The sequence below is a fragment of the Mesorhizobium alhagi CCNWXJ12-2 genome, from assembly GCF_000236565.1.
Taxonomy (GTDB): domain Bacteria; phylum Pseudomonadota; class Alphaproteobacteria; order Rhizobiales; family Rhizobiaceae; genus Allomesorhizobium; species Allomesorhizobium alhagi.
Map to the genome: position 1 here is coordinate 1 of NZ_AHAM01000167.1, position 15,748 is coordinate 15,748.

The window sequence follows — 15,748 nt, forward strand, 5'->3', positions numbered from 1 at the left end:
GCCGCCATCCGCGCCAACAAGCGCTGGAAGAAGGCGCTCGCCGAATATGAAGCGCCGCCGCTGGACGAAGCCATCGACGAGGCGCTGCAGGATTTCATCGCGCGCCGGAAGGGCCAGATGGACGATGCCTGGTACTGAGGCGACGGGAACAAGCAATAAGGGAACATCAGGGAGGAACCCATGGCATTCTTCAAAAGCAATGAAAACCGCGTGCCCGCGGTGGTTGAGCGGATGGCCGAGGCGGCTCGGTCCGGGCGCATGGATCGGCGCGAATTCCTGGCGATGGCGAGCGCGATGGGCGCGTCGACCGCACTCGCCTATGGCATGATCGGGCTGGCCGCTCCTACGCAGGCGGTGGCCCAGGAAGCCAAGAAGGGCGGCGTGCTGAAGGTGGCGATGGCCGTAAAGGCGCAGAAGGATCCGCGCACCTATGACTGGGTGGAGATGGCGAACATCACCCGCACGTTCCTGGAGCCGCTGGTCGCCTATACGCGGGAATTCACCTTCGAACCGGTTCTGCTCGAAAGCTGGGACGTGAACGACGAAGCCACCGAATATGTGCTGCACGTCAGGAAGGACGTGACCTGGAACAATGGAGACCAGTTCAACGCCGATGACGTGATCTTCAACCTCAATCGCTGGTGCGACAAGGCGGCCACGGGCAATTCCATGGCCGCGCGGGTGGGCTCGCTGATCGATGAGGCGACCGGGCGCGCCCGGGAAGGCGCCATCACCCGCGTCGACGACCATACGGTGAAGCTGACGCTCAACAACCCGGACATTTCCATCATTCCCAATCTGACGGACTATCCGGCGCTGGTCGTGCACCGGAACTTCGAGGCGGAGGGCGCCGATCCGGTCGCCAAGCCGATCGGAACGGGGGCGTTCGAGCTCGTGTCTTACGATGTCGGCACCAAGGCCGTGGTCAAACGCCGGGAAAACGGAAGCTGGTGGGGCGGGGAGGCGCTGCTGGACGGTGTAGAGTTCATCGACTACGGCACCGATCCCTCGGCAATGCTCAGTGCATTCGAATCCGGAGAAATCCATGCCAATTTCGAGACGCCGGCCGACTATGTCGACATACTCGACAGCTTGGGCCTGGTGAAATCGGAAGTGGCGACGGCGACGACGCTTGTCGCGCGCACCAATGTCACCAACAAGCCCTATGACGACCAGCGGGTGCGCAACGGCCTTCAGATGGCGGTCGACAATACGGTGGTGCTGCAACTCGGCTATGGCGGCCGCGGCACGGTCGGCGAGAACCATCATGTGGCTCCGATCCATCCCGAATACGCCGAACTGCCGAAGAAGCAGCGCGATGTGGAGGGTGCGAAAAAGCTTATGGAGGAGGCCGGACAGATCGACTTCGAGCACGATCTGATAACCGTGGAGGACGACTGGCAGAAGAACACGGGCGACGCCATCGCGGCGCAACTGCGCGAAGCCGGAATCAAGGTGAAGCGCACGGTTCTGCCGGGCTCCACCTTCTGGAACGACTGGACGAAGTATCCCTATTCGATGACCATCTGGTACATGCGCCCGCTGGGCGTGCAGGTCCTGGCGCTCGGCTACAGGACCGGAGAGGCCTGGAACGAGAGCGGTTATTCCAATCCCGAATTCGACGCCAAGCTCAACGAGGCGCTCGCGATCGTCGACCCGGAAAAACGCCGCGAGATCATGAAGGACATCGAACAGATACTTCAGGACTCCGGCGTCATCATCCAGCCGTTCTGGCAGTCGCTCTATTGCCACATGGCCGATGCGGTGAAGGACCACGGCATCCACCCGACCTTCCAGATGGATCTGCAGAAGGTTTGGCTCGAGACGGCATGACGGCCTCGCGGCCGGCTGCGCCAATGCCGGCATTGGTGACGATTTGGGATTGAGGGTAGTGCGATGAAGATCACCAATATCCGCGTCACCCATGTCAACGTGCCGCTGGATGCGCCGTTCTGGTGGACCGCCGGTCTCTATGGCGGCGCGTCGAAATCGATCGTCGAGGTCGAGACCGACGAAGGCGCCGTGGGTCTGGGCGAAGCGCCCTGGTGGCATTTCGGCGAGGTCATAAAGGCCGAGATTGCGCCGGCGCTGATCGGTGCCGACCCGCTCGACCTCGCCGATTGCGAGGCGCGTTGCGTGCCGCCGTGGCAGATCACCGCCAATACCGGCGAGAATGCTTCCTCGGTTGCTTTCGGTGCGGTCGAGCTTGCATTGTGGGATATCCGCGGCAAGGTCTTCGGCATGCCTCTCTATAAGCTGCTTGGCGGAGCGGTGCGCAAGGATATCCCGTTCTCGGAATATTTCTCGTTCCGCCCTTGGCACAACGGCGCCGGCGGGGAGATGACGCCGGAGGCGATCGTCGATTACTGCCTGAGGATGCGGGAGGAGCATGGCTCCACGATATTCGAAGGCAAGCTCATAATGGGCGATCCGGCGCTCGAGATCAGGACGGTGCGCATGTTGCGCGAGGCGCTGGGGCCGGATGCCCAGATCAGGCTCGATTCCAACATGCAGTGGTCATTGACCACGGCGCGCCGGGTGCTGCGTGAGATCGAGCCCTACAACATCCGCAACTACGAGGACCCGGTCGCCACCTTCGAGGAAATGGCTGCGCTGAGACAGCATTCCACCATTCCCTTCTCGACGCACGTGCCGGATCTGAGGCGGGCGGTGGCGCTCGGCGCGCCGGACTACTTCGTCTGCAATTTCGCCGCGCTCGGCGGGTTGTCGAAGACGCTGAAATTCATCGCCGCCTGCGAGGCGATGGGCAAAGGCTTCTGGTGCTATTCGAACGATCTCGGGATCATGACGGCGGCCTATCTTCACGTCGTCGCTGCGACGCCGTGGATCACCGAAGCCTCGCAGTCGCTGTTCCGCTGGCAGGTGGGAGACGTGATCAGGGACGGGCCTTTCCGCCAGACCGGCAACACCGTGCGTGTGCCGGAAGGCGACGGACTAGGCGTCGAGCTTGATCCGGAGGCTATGAAGCGCTGGTCGGCGCATTTCGCCGAGAACGGCCCGATGGGCCATTTCAATGATCCGAACAATCCCGGCCGCTACCGCCGCCTGCCGTTGAACTGATGCAGGGTGGAGTCACAGATCGCCGCTCAACCCCGGCCGCGGTAGGGCGCGACGCCGGTATCCGGCAGCCACGCGCCTTCGGGTGGGGCACCGGTCTGCCAGAACACGTCGATGGGGATACCGCCGCGCGGATACCAGTAGCCGGCGATGCGCAGCCACAGCGGCTTCGTCGCCTCGATGATGCGGCGGGCGATCATGACCGTGCAATCCTCATGGAACGCGCCATGATTGCGGAACGAGACCATGAACAGCTTCAGCGACTTGGATTCCACCAGCGCGGCGTCGGGCGCGTAGTCGATGACGATGTGCGCAAAATCGGGCTGGCCGGTCACCGGGCAGAGCGAGGTGAATTCCGGGCAGGTGAAGCGCACGATTGCCGGCGGGCCGTCGCCTCGCGTGTAAGGCACGGTTTCCAGGATAGCGGCGTCCGGCGAGGCGGGTGTTTCCACGCGCGCGCCGAGTTGGGTAAGGTTTTCCGTTACGGTCATCTTCTGCTCCTCTCATGCCGATGCAATCGGAATGAGCGTGTTGATTGGCCGCATGATCTTGTCCGCAACTTTGCGGGATCATGCTTTAGCGGGCGCTTATAGGCATATTGTGTCGGAACAAAAGACCATGACGAGCAACGACCCGCTTCTCCAGCCCTACCAGCTAAAACACCTGACGCTGAAGAACCGCGTCATGTCGACCGCGCACGAGCCGGCCTATTCGGAAGACGGCATGCCGAAGGAGCGTTACCGGCTCTATCACGCCGAAAAGGCCAAGGGCGGCATGGCGCTGACCATGACGGCGGGCTCGGCGATCGTCTCGCGCGACAGCCCGGCAGCCTTCGGCAACCTCCAAGCCTATCGCGACGAGATCGTGCCGTGGCTCAAGGAATTAGCCGATTCCTGCCACGAGCATGATTGCAAGGTGATGATCCAGCTGACGCATCTTGGCCGCCGCACGGGCTGGAACAGGGCGGACTGGCTGCCGGTGCTCTCGGCCTCGCCGGTGCGCGAACCGGCGCACCGCTCGTTTCCGAAGATCGCGGAAGACTGGGACCTCGACCGCATCGTCGCCGACTATGCGAGTGCTGCGCAGCGGATGCAGGCGGCCGGCCTCGATGGCATGGAGTTCGAGGCCTACGGCCATCTGATGGACGGGTTCTGGTCGCCGGCGACCAATTTTCGCGACGACGAATACGGCGGCTCGCTGGAAAACCGGCTGCGCTTCACCTGGCGGGTGATCGATGCGGTGCGCAAGGCGGTCGGCGAAAAGTTCGTCGTCGGCATCCGCATGGTCGCCGACGAGGATTTTTCCGCCGGCCTGTCGAAGGATGAAGGCGTCGAGATCGCGCGGCGGTTGGCGCAGTCCGGAAAATTCGATTTCCTCAACATCATCCGCGGCCATATCGAGACGGACGCGGCGCTGACCGACGTCATCCCGATCACCGGCATGCGCTCGTCGCCGCATCTCGACTTTGCCGGCGAGGTGAGGGCGGTGACGAAGTTCCCGGTGTTCCATGCTGCCCGCATTGCCGACATTGCGACCGCGCGGCACGCGATCACTGCCGGCAAGCTCGACATGGTCGGCATGACCCGCGCGCATCTCGCCGACCCGCACATCGTCAGAAAGGTGATGGAGGGCCGCGAACACGAAATCCGCCCCTGCGTCGGCGCGACCTACTGCCTCGATCGCATCTATGAGGGCGGCGAGGCGTTGTGCGTTCATAATGCCGCGACCGGACGCGAGGCGACGATCCCGCATGTGATCCGCCGGGCGGACGGGCCAACGAAGAAAGTCGTGGTGATCGGCGCGGGCGCGGCGGGGCTCGAAGCGGCGCGCGTCGCCGCCGAACGCGGCCATTCCGTGACCGTGCTGGAGGCGTCGGGGCAGGCGGGCGGGCAGGTCCGGCTTGCCGCGCAGAACATGCGCCGCCGGGAATTGATCGGCATCGTCGACTGGCGGCTTTCCGAACTGGAGCGGCTCGGCGTCGAAATCCGCTACGACACATGGGCCGAGAGGGACGATGTGCTGGCGCTCTCGCCGGACGTGGTCATCGTCGCCACCGGCGGCCTGCCGCAGAACCCGCCGCTGGAGGCGGGCGACGATTTGGTGACGTCGAGCTGGGACATCATCGCGGGCAGCGTGAAGCCGGCCGAAAGCGTGCTGCTCTACGACGACAATGGCGGCCATCAGGGCATGACCGCGGCCGAACTGATCGCCAATGCCGGAGCAAAGCTCGAACTGGTCTCGCCGGAGCGCTTTTTCGCGCCCGAAATGGGCGGCATGAATCACGTACCTTACATGCGCGCCTTCCACGAGAAAGACGTGACCATCACCATCAACACGCGGCTGGCCGCCGTGCGGCGCGAAGGAAATCAACTAGTTGCGACGCTTTCTTCCGATTTCGCCGAAGGCTGGCGGGATGAGCGCCGCGTCGACCAGGTGGTGGTGGAGCACGGAACGCTGCCTTTGGATGATCTCTATCTCGCCCTGAAGCCGCTTTCAAAGAATGGCGGCGCGGTCGACTACGAAAAACTGGTCGAGGGCGGCGAGATTTTCCCACAGAAGGAGCCGGATGCCGACTTCACGCTGCTGCGCATCGGCGATGCTGTGGCGGCGCGAAACATCCACGCCGCGGTCTATGACGGCATCAGGTTCGCGATGCGGATTTAGCAGACGCAGATCGACGGGCCGCAGGTTTCTATCAGGAACATCCTGCCCCGGCTCGCGTTGGCCAAGTTCGAACCACCGGGAGCGGTTGAACATGCTTACCCGCATCCGTCCGTCGCAGGTCGCGCATTCTAGACCAGCGGCGCTCCATGCAATGGCCATAGGCGCGGTCGCTGTCGGCGCTCTCGCCTTCGGCGCAATGGCAATCGGCCGCCTTTCTATCCGCAAGGCGCGTATCCGATCACTGGAAGTCGACGATCTGACGGTGCGCAATCTCAACATTGTCGACGGTGCACGGCCTGGGAACGAATCCCGTGCAGGAACCGGGGCGCGCACGACCAAGCGCGACACGCGCCGGACTGCGCCTGGCACGGAATAGCCAATGGAACTGTAGCGTCAGGCTGAAATTTTCTGTCCAGGCGAATCCTTTCGCATGTCCCGGACGTCTTATGGCAGGACACACCAACGGAGTAGCTGCCATGAAACGAACTCTGATACGATACCGGACCAAGCCCGAAAACACCGAGGAGAACGAACGCCTGATCCAGAACGTGTTCAAGGAACTTCACGCGCAGGCGCCGGATGGAATCCGCTACATCGCCCTGAAACTCGCCGACGGCTCTTTCGTGCACCTGGTCGAGAACGACGGCGGCGAGAGTATTCTCCCCAAGCTGGATGCCTTCCGAAAATTCCAGGCGGATATCAAGGAGCGTCTGATGGAGCAGCCGCAGGCGAACGAGGCGAGCATAGTCGGCGACTACCGGATGCTCGGCGCGTGAACGAAAATCCGGCCAATGCACCACATGCCGACCGGCCGGACGGAAGCGAGACTTTCGCCCGGCTGTTTCGCGAGTTGCGGCCTAAGCTGCATCGCTATTGCGCGCGCATGGCCGGCTCCGTCATAGACGGCGAGGATATTCTGCAGGAGGCGCTGCTGCGGGCGATGGAGGCCTTGCCCAAGGCAGGACCGATCGCCCGGCCGGAGGGCTGGCTGTTTCGCATCGCCCACAACACGGCACTCGATTTCCTGCGCCGCCAGACCCGGCAAAATGCCGTCCGATCAGACGAGGAAACGGAAATGATCGCCGATCCCGTATCCGCCGTGGACGATCGCCAGGCGGCCGCGGCAAGCCTGCGCACCTTCATGCGCCTGCCGGTGGCGCAGCGCAGCAGCGTGATCCTGATGGACGTTCTCGGCTATTCGCTCAAGGAGATCGGCGGCGTCACCGGAATGACCATGCCTTCGATCAAGGCGTCGCTGCATCGCGGCCGCATGCGGCTGCGCGAACTGGCCGGCGAGCCGGACGACCTTGCGCCGCCTGTGCTGGAGGAGCGCGAGCGCACACGCCTTGCGCTTTATGTCGACCGCTTCAATGCACGCGACTTCGATGCGCTGCGCGACCTTTTGGCCGACGAGGTGCGGCTCGAACTGGTCAACCAGAGCCGGATGAACGGCCGGCGCGAGGTGGCGAACTATTTCGGCAATTATTCGCGGATAAGCGGCTGGCGTTTCGCTCCGGGTTTCGTCGAGAGGCGTCCCGCCGTGCTGGTGTTCGACGAGAGCGACCCTTCCGGCGCCCCGAGCTATTTTATCCTGCTGCAATGGTCCGGCGACGAGGTCCTGAACATCCGCGACTTTCGCTACGCCCGGTATGCGATGGCGGATGCGGATGTGATTGCGCTTGGCTGACCCGTTGGGCGGGAGGATTAGATCACGGCGGGCGGCGCGATTTTCCCGCTGAAGGGACCCGACGCCGGCTTTATGCTGGACAAGAGTCCGCTGCGGGGCGGAAAGCGGACGGTGGCAAGCACCATCACCGTCAACTTTCCATCCGATTGCGGATCTTCCTCTACGCAACGAACCTTTAGTACACCTTCAGGCGGCGACCCTCATCGCAATGCCATCCAGTGCATCGAGCGTATCGTTCGGCAGATCGAGTTCGGCCGCGGCGAGGTTTTCTCGTAGATGCGCAACAGAGGAGGTGCCGGGGATCAGCAGGATGTTCGCCGCCCGGCGAAGCAGCCAGGCGAGAGCGACCTGCATGGGCGTGGCGTCGAGGCGCTGAGCGACGTCGGACAAAATGGACGACTGCAGCGGATTGAACCCACCGAGCGGAAAGAACGGCACATAGGCGATGCCGTCGCGGGCAAGGTCGTCGATCAAGACATCGTCGCTCCGATGCGCGAGATTATACTGGTTCTGCACGCAGACGATCCTGGAGATGCTGCGTCCTTCGGCGACCTGATTAGGCGTGACGTTGCTCAAACCGATATGGCGCACCAGACCCTGCCGCTGAAGCTCGGCCAGGGCCGTAAGCGGCGCCTCGATCGATCCTTCGGCTGGGCCATGCGGGTCGAACATGATGCGAAGGTTGACCACATCCAATACGTCGAGTCCGAGATTGTGCAAGTTTTCATGCACGGCCTGGGTCAGTTCTTCGGGCGAGAAGGCCGGCAGCCATGATCCATCCGCGCCGCGCCGCGCGCCGATCTTGGTGACGATGACGAGATCGTCGGAATAAGGCGCGAGCGCCTCGCGGATGAGCCGGTTGGTGATGTGCGGGCCGTAAAAGTCGCTGGTATCGATGTGGTTCACCCCTTGTGCGACGGCCTCGCGCAGCACGGCCAATGCCGCGTCGCGATCCTTGGGCGGGCCGAACACGCCTGGCCCTGCGAGCTGCATGGCGCCGTAGCCAAGCCGCTTCACGGTGCGATCACCGAGGACGAAGGTTTCGGATTGTGCGATGCTGGTCATGATCTTTTTCCCTTGTCTGACGAGGCAGAGATAGACCTTGGTCATCCTCGTGATAACCGGGTACAATCCGCACAGGCTGTGCGGAGTGGCGAACAGTGAAGTTCGATCTGGGTGATCTGAATGCTTTCGTGGCGGTTGCGCGCGCCAGGGGCTTTCGCGAGGGCGCGCGGCAGAGCGGAACCAGCCCGTCAGGGTTGAGCGAGGCGGTGCGCCGCCTTGAAGCGCAGCTCGGCGTGAGGCTGCTCAACCGGACGACGCGCAGCGTCGTCTTGACCGAAGCTGGTCATGGCCTGCTGGAGCGGCTCGGCCCGGCGTTGACCGAAGTGGAGTCAGCCCTCGACGTGGTGAATGGCTTTCGCAATCAGCCGGCGGGCTCGTTGCGCCTGAACGTCCCTGTCAGCGCCGCGCGGCTGGTGCTGCCCGGCATCGTTCCGCCGTTCCTCGCGGCCTATCCCGGCATCCGGCTGGAGGTGGTCGCCGAGGAGAGCTTCGTCGACGTGCTGGCGGCCGGATGCGACGCGGGCATCCGCTACGAGGAGCGGCTGGAACAGGACATGATTGCGGTGCCGATCGGGCCTCGCGTCCAGCGCTTCGCCGCCGCCGCATCCGCGGCTTACCTCGATCGACACGGCCGGCCCGAACACCCCCGCGAACTGCTTGATCATGCCTGCCTGCTCGGCCGCTTTCCCAGCGGTGCGCTGACGACGCCGTGGGAGTTCGAGCGCGACGGCGAGGTGGTGCGGGTCGATCCCACGGGGCCGCTGATCGTAGGGCTCGGCGGAGCAGCCGATCTCGCCGTTGAAGCCGCGGTCGCCGGCGTCGGCATCGTGAAGCTGTTCGAGGGCTGGCTGCGTCCGCATCTTGATAGCGGCGCCCTGGAACCCGTCCTCGAACCCTGGTGGCAGGGCTTCTCGGGGCCGTTCCTTTATTATCCCGGACGGCGTCTCGTGCCGGCGCCGCTGCGTGCATTCATCGACTTCATCAGGGCTGACCAATCTTGATGTCTGCTCTCTCGAGCACGAGCCTTACACTGCGTGGCTCAACGCAGACTGCAACAGCGGGCGTAGGTCAGAAACTCCAACTTGGGCGGATCAATTCCATCGGGCGCCCACTAAACGCCGAGCCCGTCCCCTTATGCCCGGCTCCCCTGAAGCACTTTCAGCACTGGCTTCTTCGGCGCACGTGACATCAGCCATTCGCGGGCTTTTTCGTCGGGCATGGGGAAGGCGATGTGGTAGCCTTGGACCTGGTCGCAGCCGATCGAAACGAGGGAGTCGAGCTCGGCTTCGGTTTCGGCGCCTTCGGCTATGATCGAGATGCCGAGGCCGCGGGCAAGTTCGGTGATGGCGCGCACGATCTTGGAATTGTCGCCGTTCGAATTGATGTTCTGGACGAAGCGGCGGTCGATCTTCAGGCGGTCGATCTCGTTGGGATTGACGTGGCTGAGCGAGGCGTAGCCGGTGCCGAAATCGTCGAGTTCCAGGTGCACGCCGGCGGAGCGGATATGGCGCAGTTTCGCCGCGATGCCGGTCTTCTCGTCGTCCAGGATGACGGATTCGACGATTTCCAGCGACAGTTTTTCGGGCGGCAGGCCTGCCCTTTCCAGGGTCTCGAACAGGAAGCTGTCGAAGTCGTTCTCGCGCAGTTCCGATCCCGAGACGTTGATGGCGAGACGGCCGAAGCCGATGCCGGCGCGGTGCCATTCGGCGGCCTCTTGAACCGCCTTTCGCACGATGATGCGGCCGATCGCGGCCATCAGGCCGGACTTTTCCGCGACCGGTATGAATTCGCCTGGCGAGATCATGCCGCGCTCAGGGTGCTTCCAGCGCACCAGTGCTTCGACGCCGGTTATCGTCCCGTTCGAGATCGAAACCTGCGGCTGGTAATAGATGCTGAACGATTCCAGCGCGATCGCCGCCTTGAGGTCGGCTTCGAGCTGCTTGCGGTGCTCCAGTTCGCGCCGCAGCTCCTCCGAGAAGAAGGAGAACGCGCCGCCGCCGAGCTTCTTGGCCGAGTATAGCGCAAGGTCGGCATGGACGGTCAGGTCGGCGGCGTTGTCGGCGTCGACAGGGTAGACGGCGATGCCGGCGCTGGCGCCAGGGTGGACTGTCGCGCCCTGGAAGCTGATGGGCTCGTTGATGCATTCCAGGATGCGCTTGGCGACCATGTTGATGTCTTCAGTGGCGCCGGCGCCGTTCAGGATCATGACGAATTCGTCGCCGCCGAGCCGCACGCAAAGGTCGGAGGCGCGACATGAATCGCGCATGCGCTGGGCGGTCACGACCAGGACGTAGTCGCCAGCGGCGTGGCCGAGCGTGTCGTTGATCTGTTTGAACCGGTCGAGGTCGATCTGGACGACGGCGAGGCGTTCCTGGCGCCGGCGCGCGCCCTTGATCAGCGTATCGAAATGGTCGGTCAAAAAGGTGCGGTTGTAGAGGCCGGTCAGACCGTCATGGACGGCGATGAAGGCCATGGAGTTGCGGGCGTCGACCAGTTCGTGGGTCCGACGCAGGATGACGTTCGACATCGGCCGGAAGATGAACAGCGCGATGAGCACGATGATGCCGATCGTGGCGTAGAACAGCGTGCGGTGGAGATCGAGCAGGCTTTCCAGGCGCTGGTCGGCATTGGAGGCGATGCGCTCGCCAAGGGCTGCGTAGCCGTCGAGCGTGGCGCGCGCGACCGTCTCGTCGAGCCGCGCCCGCTCCCGGCCGGCCATGTAGCCGACGCCGGAAGTGTCGATGCCGAGCTGCGATTCGAGTGCGGCGATGAAGCGCCAGCCATTCGCGGCAAGTCCCATGGAGAAGTAGTCGAGATGGTGCGGCTTTGCGAACAACACGCCTTCCACTGTCTGCGGGTCGTGGCGGGCGGGCGACATCGGATTGGCGCCTGTTTGGTCCAGCAGCAGGTCGTAATTCTTCTCGAACTCGTTTGTCGCCTCCTTAAGCAGGCGCACCAGCGCCGGCTGCTCGGTGCGCGGCGCGCTGTCGGCGGCGTTGGCCAGGAACACGACTCGCTGCGAAAGCGCTTTCTGGGTGCCGGTGAGAGCCAGCAAAGTCTGATCGTGCTGCTGCGCGGCCATCATCTGCTGCAGCAGGATGAAGGAGGCCATCGCCATCGCGGCGATGATCAGAAGCGCGATCCAGTAGGCTCCCTTGAAGAGCAGGATAAGCTTTCGAGCGCTGGTGTTTACCGGCTGCTGCGACATATGAAAATAACCCCCGGAACCCCAATTCCCGATACGTCATCGGACCATGTCCGGCAAAGGGTTAACATGTCGGCAAGTCAAGCCGGCGCAGCGTCGCCGTGCGCTGCAAACATGGATGCTGGTTAGCGATGCGTTGCGGGAATAGGAACGATTTCGCGGATTCGCTGCGGCATGCCTCGATAATAGGCATTTCACTGCCGGGCATAACCCTTTAAACTGTCCGCCGAACCCCACGAAAAATTTCGGAAATGATCATGAATTTTGAAAGCAGGACGGCCAAGGCCGCCGCGTCCTTCGTCTGGAACGACCCCTTTCTTCTCGAGGATCAGCTGAGCGAAGAGGAGCGGATGATCCGCGACGCGGCTGCAAGCTTTGCCGCCGACAAGCTCGCGCCTCGCGTCGAGGAAGCCTATCTCAACGAAGTCACCGACCCCTCGATCTTTCGCGAGATGGGCGAGGCAGGCCTGCTCGGCATCACCATTCCCGAGGAATATGGCGGCATCGGCGCCGGCTATGTGACTTATGGGCTGGTCGCGCGCGAGGTGGAGCGCGTCGATTCCGGTTACCGCTCGATGATGAGCGTGCAGTCCTCGCTGGTCATGTACCCCATCCACGCGTACGGCTCGGAGGAGCAGCGCAAGAAATACCTGCCGAAGCTGGCCTCGGGCGAATGGATCGGCTGCTTCGGTCTGACCGAGCCGGATGCTGGCTCCGATCCGGGCGGCATGAAGACGCGCGCGGAAAAGACGGCGAACGGCTACCGCATTTCCGGCTCGAAAATGTGGATATCCAACGCGCCGATCGCCGATGTTTTCGTGGTGTGGGCAAAGTCCGCGGCGCACGACAACCAGATCCGCGGCTTCGTGCTCGAAAAGGGCATGAAGGGGCTTTCGGCGCCGAAGATCGGCGGGAAGCTCTCGCTCCGCGCGTCGATCACAGGCGAAGTCGTCATGGAAGGCGTCGAGGTCGGCGAAGACGCGCTGCTGCCCAACGTGTCGGGCCTGAAAGGGCCGTTCGGCTGTCTCAACCGCGCCCGCTACGGCATCTCATGGGGCGCAATGGGCGCGGCGGAGGATTGCTGGCACCGGGCGCGGCAGTATGGGCTGGACCGCAAACAGTTCGGCAGGCCGCTGGCGCAGACGCAGCTTTTCCAGAAGAAGCTCGCCGACATGCAGACCGAGATTGCGCTCGGCCTGCAGGGCTCGTTGCGCGTCGGCCGGCTGATGGACGAGGGCAAGATGGCGCCGGAGATGATCTCGATCGTCAAGCGCAACAATTGCGGCAAGGCGCTCGACATTGCTCGCCAGGCCCGCGACATGCATGGCGGCAACGGCATCCAGATCGGCTATCATGTCATGCGCCACGCGCAGAACCTCGAGACGGTCAACACCTATGAAGGCACGCACGACGTGCACGCGCTGATCCTCGGCCGCGCGCAGACGGGATTGCAGGCGTTTTTCTGAGGTTTTTCTCTCGCTTCTCCCCGTGAACGGGGAGAAGGAAGGCCCGCCCCTCCACTCAACTCGGGAGGCCGGATGAGGGCGACACCAGACCTCGCAATCTGGCGCTGCCCCTCATCTGCCTGCCGGCATCTTCTGCCCGTAAACGGGGAGAAGCGACAAGCGGCAACGCCCCACCTGGAACTTGCTCATTGGATGCGGAATCGGAACGAGCCGTTGAGAATGGGCGTTTCGGCGTCGGTTCGTTTGTAACAGCTACCATATTTGAGACAATGCCGGTCCCCGAGGAGGCCACGCATGAGGGAAAATTCGCCTCGTATCCCCTACACAGAGCACCGGATTCGTTTCCTGTCAGACGGACTTTCCTGTGCCGGACGGCTCCTGTTGCCGAAAGCAACGCCACCATTCGCCAGTGTCATCCTGGCGAACGGCTTTTCAGGAACCATGGACTGGATTTTGCCGTCATTTGCTCAGGCGTTTGTTGGTGCGGGCCTTGCTGCGCTGATCTTCGATTACCGTCACTTCGGCGAAAGCGAGGGCGAACCCCGGCAGATCGTCGACGTACAGAAGCAGCGGCAGGATCTTCGGAGCGCCATTGCATTCGCCAGGAGTTCGGCCGAACTCGATCCGGCGAAGGTCGCGCTGTGGGGCACCTCCCTCGGTGGAAGTCATGTCATCGCCATTGCCGGCGAGGATGCCCGGATAGCGGCTGTGGTTGCGAATATGCCGGCGCTGGACGTGCTGCGAGGCGCGGATTTTTCGGCCAGGATGACAAGGCAGAACGTCTCTGCCGTCCAGTTCGCTACGACCACCGCGAGGCTGCTCAAAGCTGCGGTGGAGGATTGGGCCAGAGGCTTGTTCGGAAAGTCCCCTCGCTACCTCAATGTATATGGCGAGCCAGGCGAAGCGTTCTTCACCGATCCCGCCTTGGCCGAGCGCTTCGAGGCAGTGGAAAAGGGCAGTCCCACCTGGAGGAACTTGGTCGCGGCGCGATTCTTTCTACAGGCGCCCCGCTACAGGAAGGGTGCGGTCGGACGCATCCGCGCGCCTCTCCTTTTCACGCTGGCGAGCCATGACGTCGAGGTGTCTGCCGATTTCGTCAAGGAGGCAGCCAAAGAGTCCACACTGGCTCGCGTCAAGGAATATCCGGCGGATCACTTCGACCTCTATCACGGAGAACTCTTCGAGCAAGTGGCTGCGGACCAGGTCGAGTTTCTTGTCGAGCACTTGCGCCGAACGTCTGGCCATGACGTGGAGCGAAGATAATTTGCAACCGATGCACCGGGCGCTCATCGCCGCCGGTCGCAATTCCGATAGCTTTTTGCCATATGTGGCGCGAATGTCGGTCGCGACTTCCAACAAGGCGGTTTTGTAATGAGCGATGCGTTTCTTTCCCACCTGTCTTCCGAACTCGAAGGGCTGAAAGCGGCCGGTCTCTACAAATCCGAGCGCGTGATCACCTCGCCGCAATCGGCGGCGATCGAGGTCGGCGGCAAGCCCCTCCTGAACTTCTGCGCCAACAATTATCTCGGCCTCGCCGACAGCGAGGAACTGCGCGAGGCGGCGAAGTCCACGCTCGACCGCTATGGCTACGGCATGGCTTCGGTGCGCTTCATCTGCGGCACGCAGGAAGAGCACAAGCAGTTGGAGGCGAAGATCTCCGGCTTCCTCGGCATGGAAGACACGATCCTCTACGGCTCGTGCTTCGACGCCAATGGCGGCCTGTTCGAGACGCTTCTCGGCGAAGAGGACGCGGTCATTTCCGACGCGCTGAACCATGCGTCGATCATCGACGGCGTCAGGCTCTCCAAGGCGAAGCGTTTTCGTTACGCGAACAACGACATGGCGGCACTTGAGGAAGAATTGAAGAAGGCCGAAGGCAGCCGCTTCAAGCTGATCGCCACCGACGGCGTCTTTTCGATGGACGGCATCATCGCCAATCTTCAGGGCGTCTGCGATCTCGCCGAAAAATACGACGCCATGGTGATGGTCGATGACAGCCATGCCGTCGGCTTCGTCGGCAAGAACGGCCGCGGCTCGCCCGAGCATTGCGGCGTCGAGGGCCGCGTCGACATCATCACCGGCACGCTTGGCAAGGCGCTCGGCGGCGCTTCGGGGGGCTATACCAGCGGCAAGGGGCAGGTGGTGGACTGGCTGCGCCAGCGCTCGCGGCCCTATCTGTTTTCCAACACACTGATGCCGGCGATCGCTGGCGCCTCGCTGAAAGTGTTCGACATGATCGCGGCCGGCGACGGCCTGAGGCGGACGCTCTATGACAATGCTGCGCGGTTCCGCACCGGCATGACCAAGCTCGGCTTCCAACTCGCCGGGGCCGACCACCCGATCATACCGGTGATGCTGGGCGACGCCGCACTCGCGCAGGAAATGGCGCAACGACTGCTCGGCCACGGCATTTATGTCATAGGCTTCTCGTTTCCCGTCGTGCCGAAGGGCCAGGCGCGCATCCGCACGCAGATGTCGGCCGCGCATTCGGAGAAAGATATCGACCGCGCTGTGGAAGCGTTTGGAGAAGTTGGCAAGGAGCTAGTGGTTCCCGCCTGACATAAGAATCCAATCAGAGATTCC

The 15,748-nt window shown here is 63.1% G+C and carries 14 protein-coding genes; 11 read left to right on the top strand and 3 right to left on the bottom strand.

Annotated elements, in window-relative coordinates; translation table 11 throughout:
* The 3 genes from MAXJ12_RS35335 to MAXJ12_RS19010 all read left to right on the top strand — a co-directional run.
* Window positions 1-138: trimethylamine methyltransferase family protein (locus MAXJ12_RS35335; RefSeq protein ID WP_008837585.1), on the top strand; the 138-nt coding region annotated here is incomplete at its 5' end.
* Window positions 139-180: 42 nt separating this feature from the next.
* Entirely contained in the window at window positions 181-1,833 is a 1,653-nt protein-coding gene (locus MAXJ12_RS19005) for an ABC transporter substrate-binding protein (protein WP_008837586.1), read from the top strand.
* Window positions 1,834-1,896: 63 nt separating this feature from the next.
* Window positions 1,897-3,081: a mandelate racemase/muconate lactonizing enzyme family protein gene (locus tag MAXJ12_RS19010; protein WP_008837587.1), complete on the top strand. Its 1,185-nt coding sequence runs from the start codon at window positions 1,897-1,899 to the stop codon at window positions 3,079-3,081.
* A gap of 26 nt (window positions 3,082-3,107) precedes the next feature.
* Here the strand turns inward: MAXJ12_RS19010 and queF are convergent, their stop codons facing one another.
* The gene (gene queF, locus MAXJ12_RS19015; RefSeq protein ID WP_008837588.1) at window positions 3,108-3,569 is read right to left on the bottom strand and encodes a preQ(1) synthase; all 462 of its coding nucleotides are present in this window, start codon (window positions 3,567-3,569) and stop codon (window positions 3,108-3,110) included.
* A gap of 127 nt (window positions 3,570-3,696) precedes the next feature.
* Here queF and MAXJ12_RS19020 point away from each other — a divergent pair, with 127 nt between their 5' ends.
* From MAXJ12_RS19020 to MAXJ12_RS19035, 4 genes are all read left to right on the top strand, one after another.
* A complete protein-coding gene (locus MAXJ12_RS19020) occupies window positions 3,697-5,742 on the top strand; it encodes an oxidoreductase (protein ID WP_008837589.1) in 2,046 nt (681 codons plus the stop codon).
* Window positions 5,743-5,893: 151 nt separating this feature from the next.
* Window positions 5,894-6,118, top strand: a complete 225-nt coding sequence (locus MAXJ12_RS19025; RefSeq protein ID WP_008837590.1) for a hypothetical protein — start codon at window positions 5,894-5,896, stop codon at window positions 6,116-6,118.
* Window positions 6,119-6,218: 100 nt separating this feature from the next.
* Window positions 6,219-6,518, top strand: coding sequence for a hypothetical protein (locus tag MAXJ12_RS19030; protein ID WP_008837591.1), 300 nt, complete (start codon window positions 6,219-6,221; stop codon window positions 6,516-6,518).
* The gene (locus tag MAXJ12_RS19035) at window positions 6,515-7,429 is read left to right on the top strand and encodes a sigma-70 family RNA polymerase sigma factor (protein WP_008837592.1); all 915 of its coding nucleotides are present in this window, start codon (window positions 6,515-6,517) and stop codon (window positions 7,427-7,429) included. The genes MAXJ12_RS19030 and MAXJ12_RS19035 overlap by 4 nt, the downstream gene beginning before the upstream one ends.
* A gap of 186 nt (window positions 7,430-7,615) precedes the next feature.
* Here MAXJ12_RS19035 and MAXJ12_RS19040 read toward each other — a convergent pair whose 3' ends face one another.
* Entirely contained in the window at window positions 7,616-8,494 is an 879-nt protein-coding gene (locus tag MAXJ12_RS19040; protein WP_008837594.1) for an aldo/keto reductase family oxidoreductase, read from the bottom strand.
* Between the two features lie 95 nt (window positions 8,495-8,589).
* Here MAXJ12_RS19040 and MAXJ12_RS19045 point away from each other — a divergent pair, with 95 nt between their 5' ends.
* Window positions 8,590-9,495: a LysR family transcriptional regulator gene (locus tag MAXJ12_RS19045; RefSeq protein WP_008837595.1), complete on the top strand. Its 906-nt coding sequence runs from the start codon at window positions 8,590-8,592 to the stop codon at window positions 9,493-9,495.
* A 131-nt stretch (window positions 9,496-9,626) separates the two neighbouring features.
* Here the strand turns inward: MAXJ12_RS19045 and MAXJ12_RS19050 are convergent, their stop codons facing one another.
* Window positions 9,627-11,702, bottom strand: a complete 2,076-nt coding sequence (locus tag MAXJ12_RS19050) for a putative bifunctional diguanylate cyclase/phosphodiesterase (protein ID WP_008837596.1) — start codon at window positions 11,700-11,702, stop codon at window positions 9,627-9,629.
* A 248-nt stretch (window positions 11,703-11,950) separates the two neighbouring features.
* On the opposite strand from MAXJ12_RS19050, the gene MAXJ12_RS19055 reads away from it, so the two are divergent.
* From MAXJ12_RS19055 to MAXJ12_RS19065, 3 genes are all read left to right on the top strand, one after another.
* Window positions 11,951-13,165, top strand: coding sequence for an acyl-CoA dehydrogenase (locus tag MAXJ12_RS19055; RefSeq protein WP_008837597.1), 1,215 nt, complete (start codon window positions 11,951-11,953; stop codon window positions 13,163-13,165).
* Between the two features lie 294 nt (window positions 13,166-13,459).
* Complete coding sequence (locus MAXJ12_RS19060) at window positions 13,460-14,428, top strand: alpha/beta hydrolase (RefSeq protein WP_040586900.1); 969 nt, start codon at window positions 13,460-13,462, stop codon at window positions 14,426-14,428.
* Window positions 14,429-14,536: 108 nt separating this feature from the next.
* Window positions 14,537-15,724 carry a glycine C-acetyltransferase gene (locus MAXJ12_RS19065; RefSeq protein ID WP_008837600.1) on the top strand — a complete coding sequence of 396 codons (1,188 nt, stop codon included), beginning with the start codon at window positions 14,537-14,539 and terminating at the stop codon, window positions 15,722-15,724.
* Window positions 15,725-15,748: the final 24 nt, after the last annotated feature.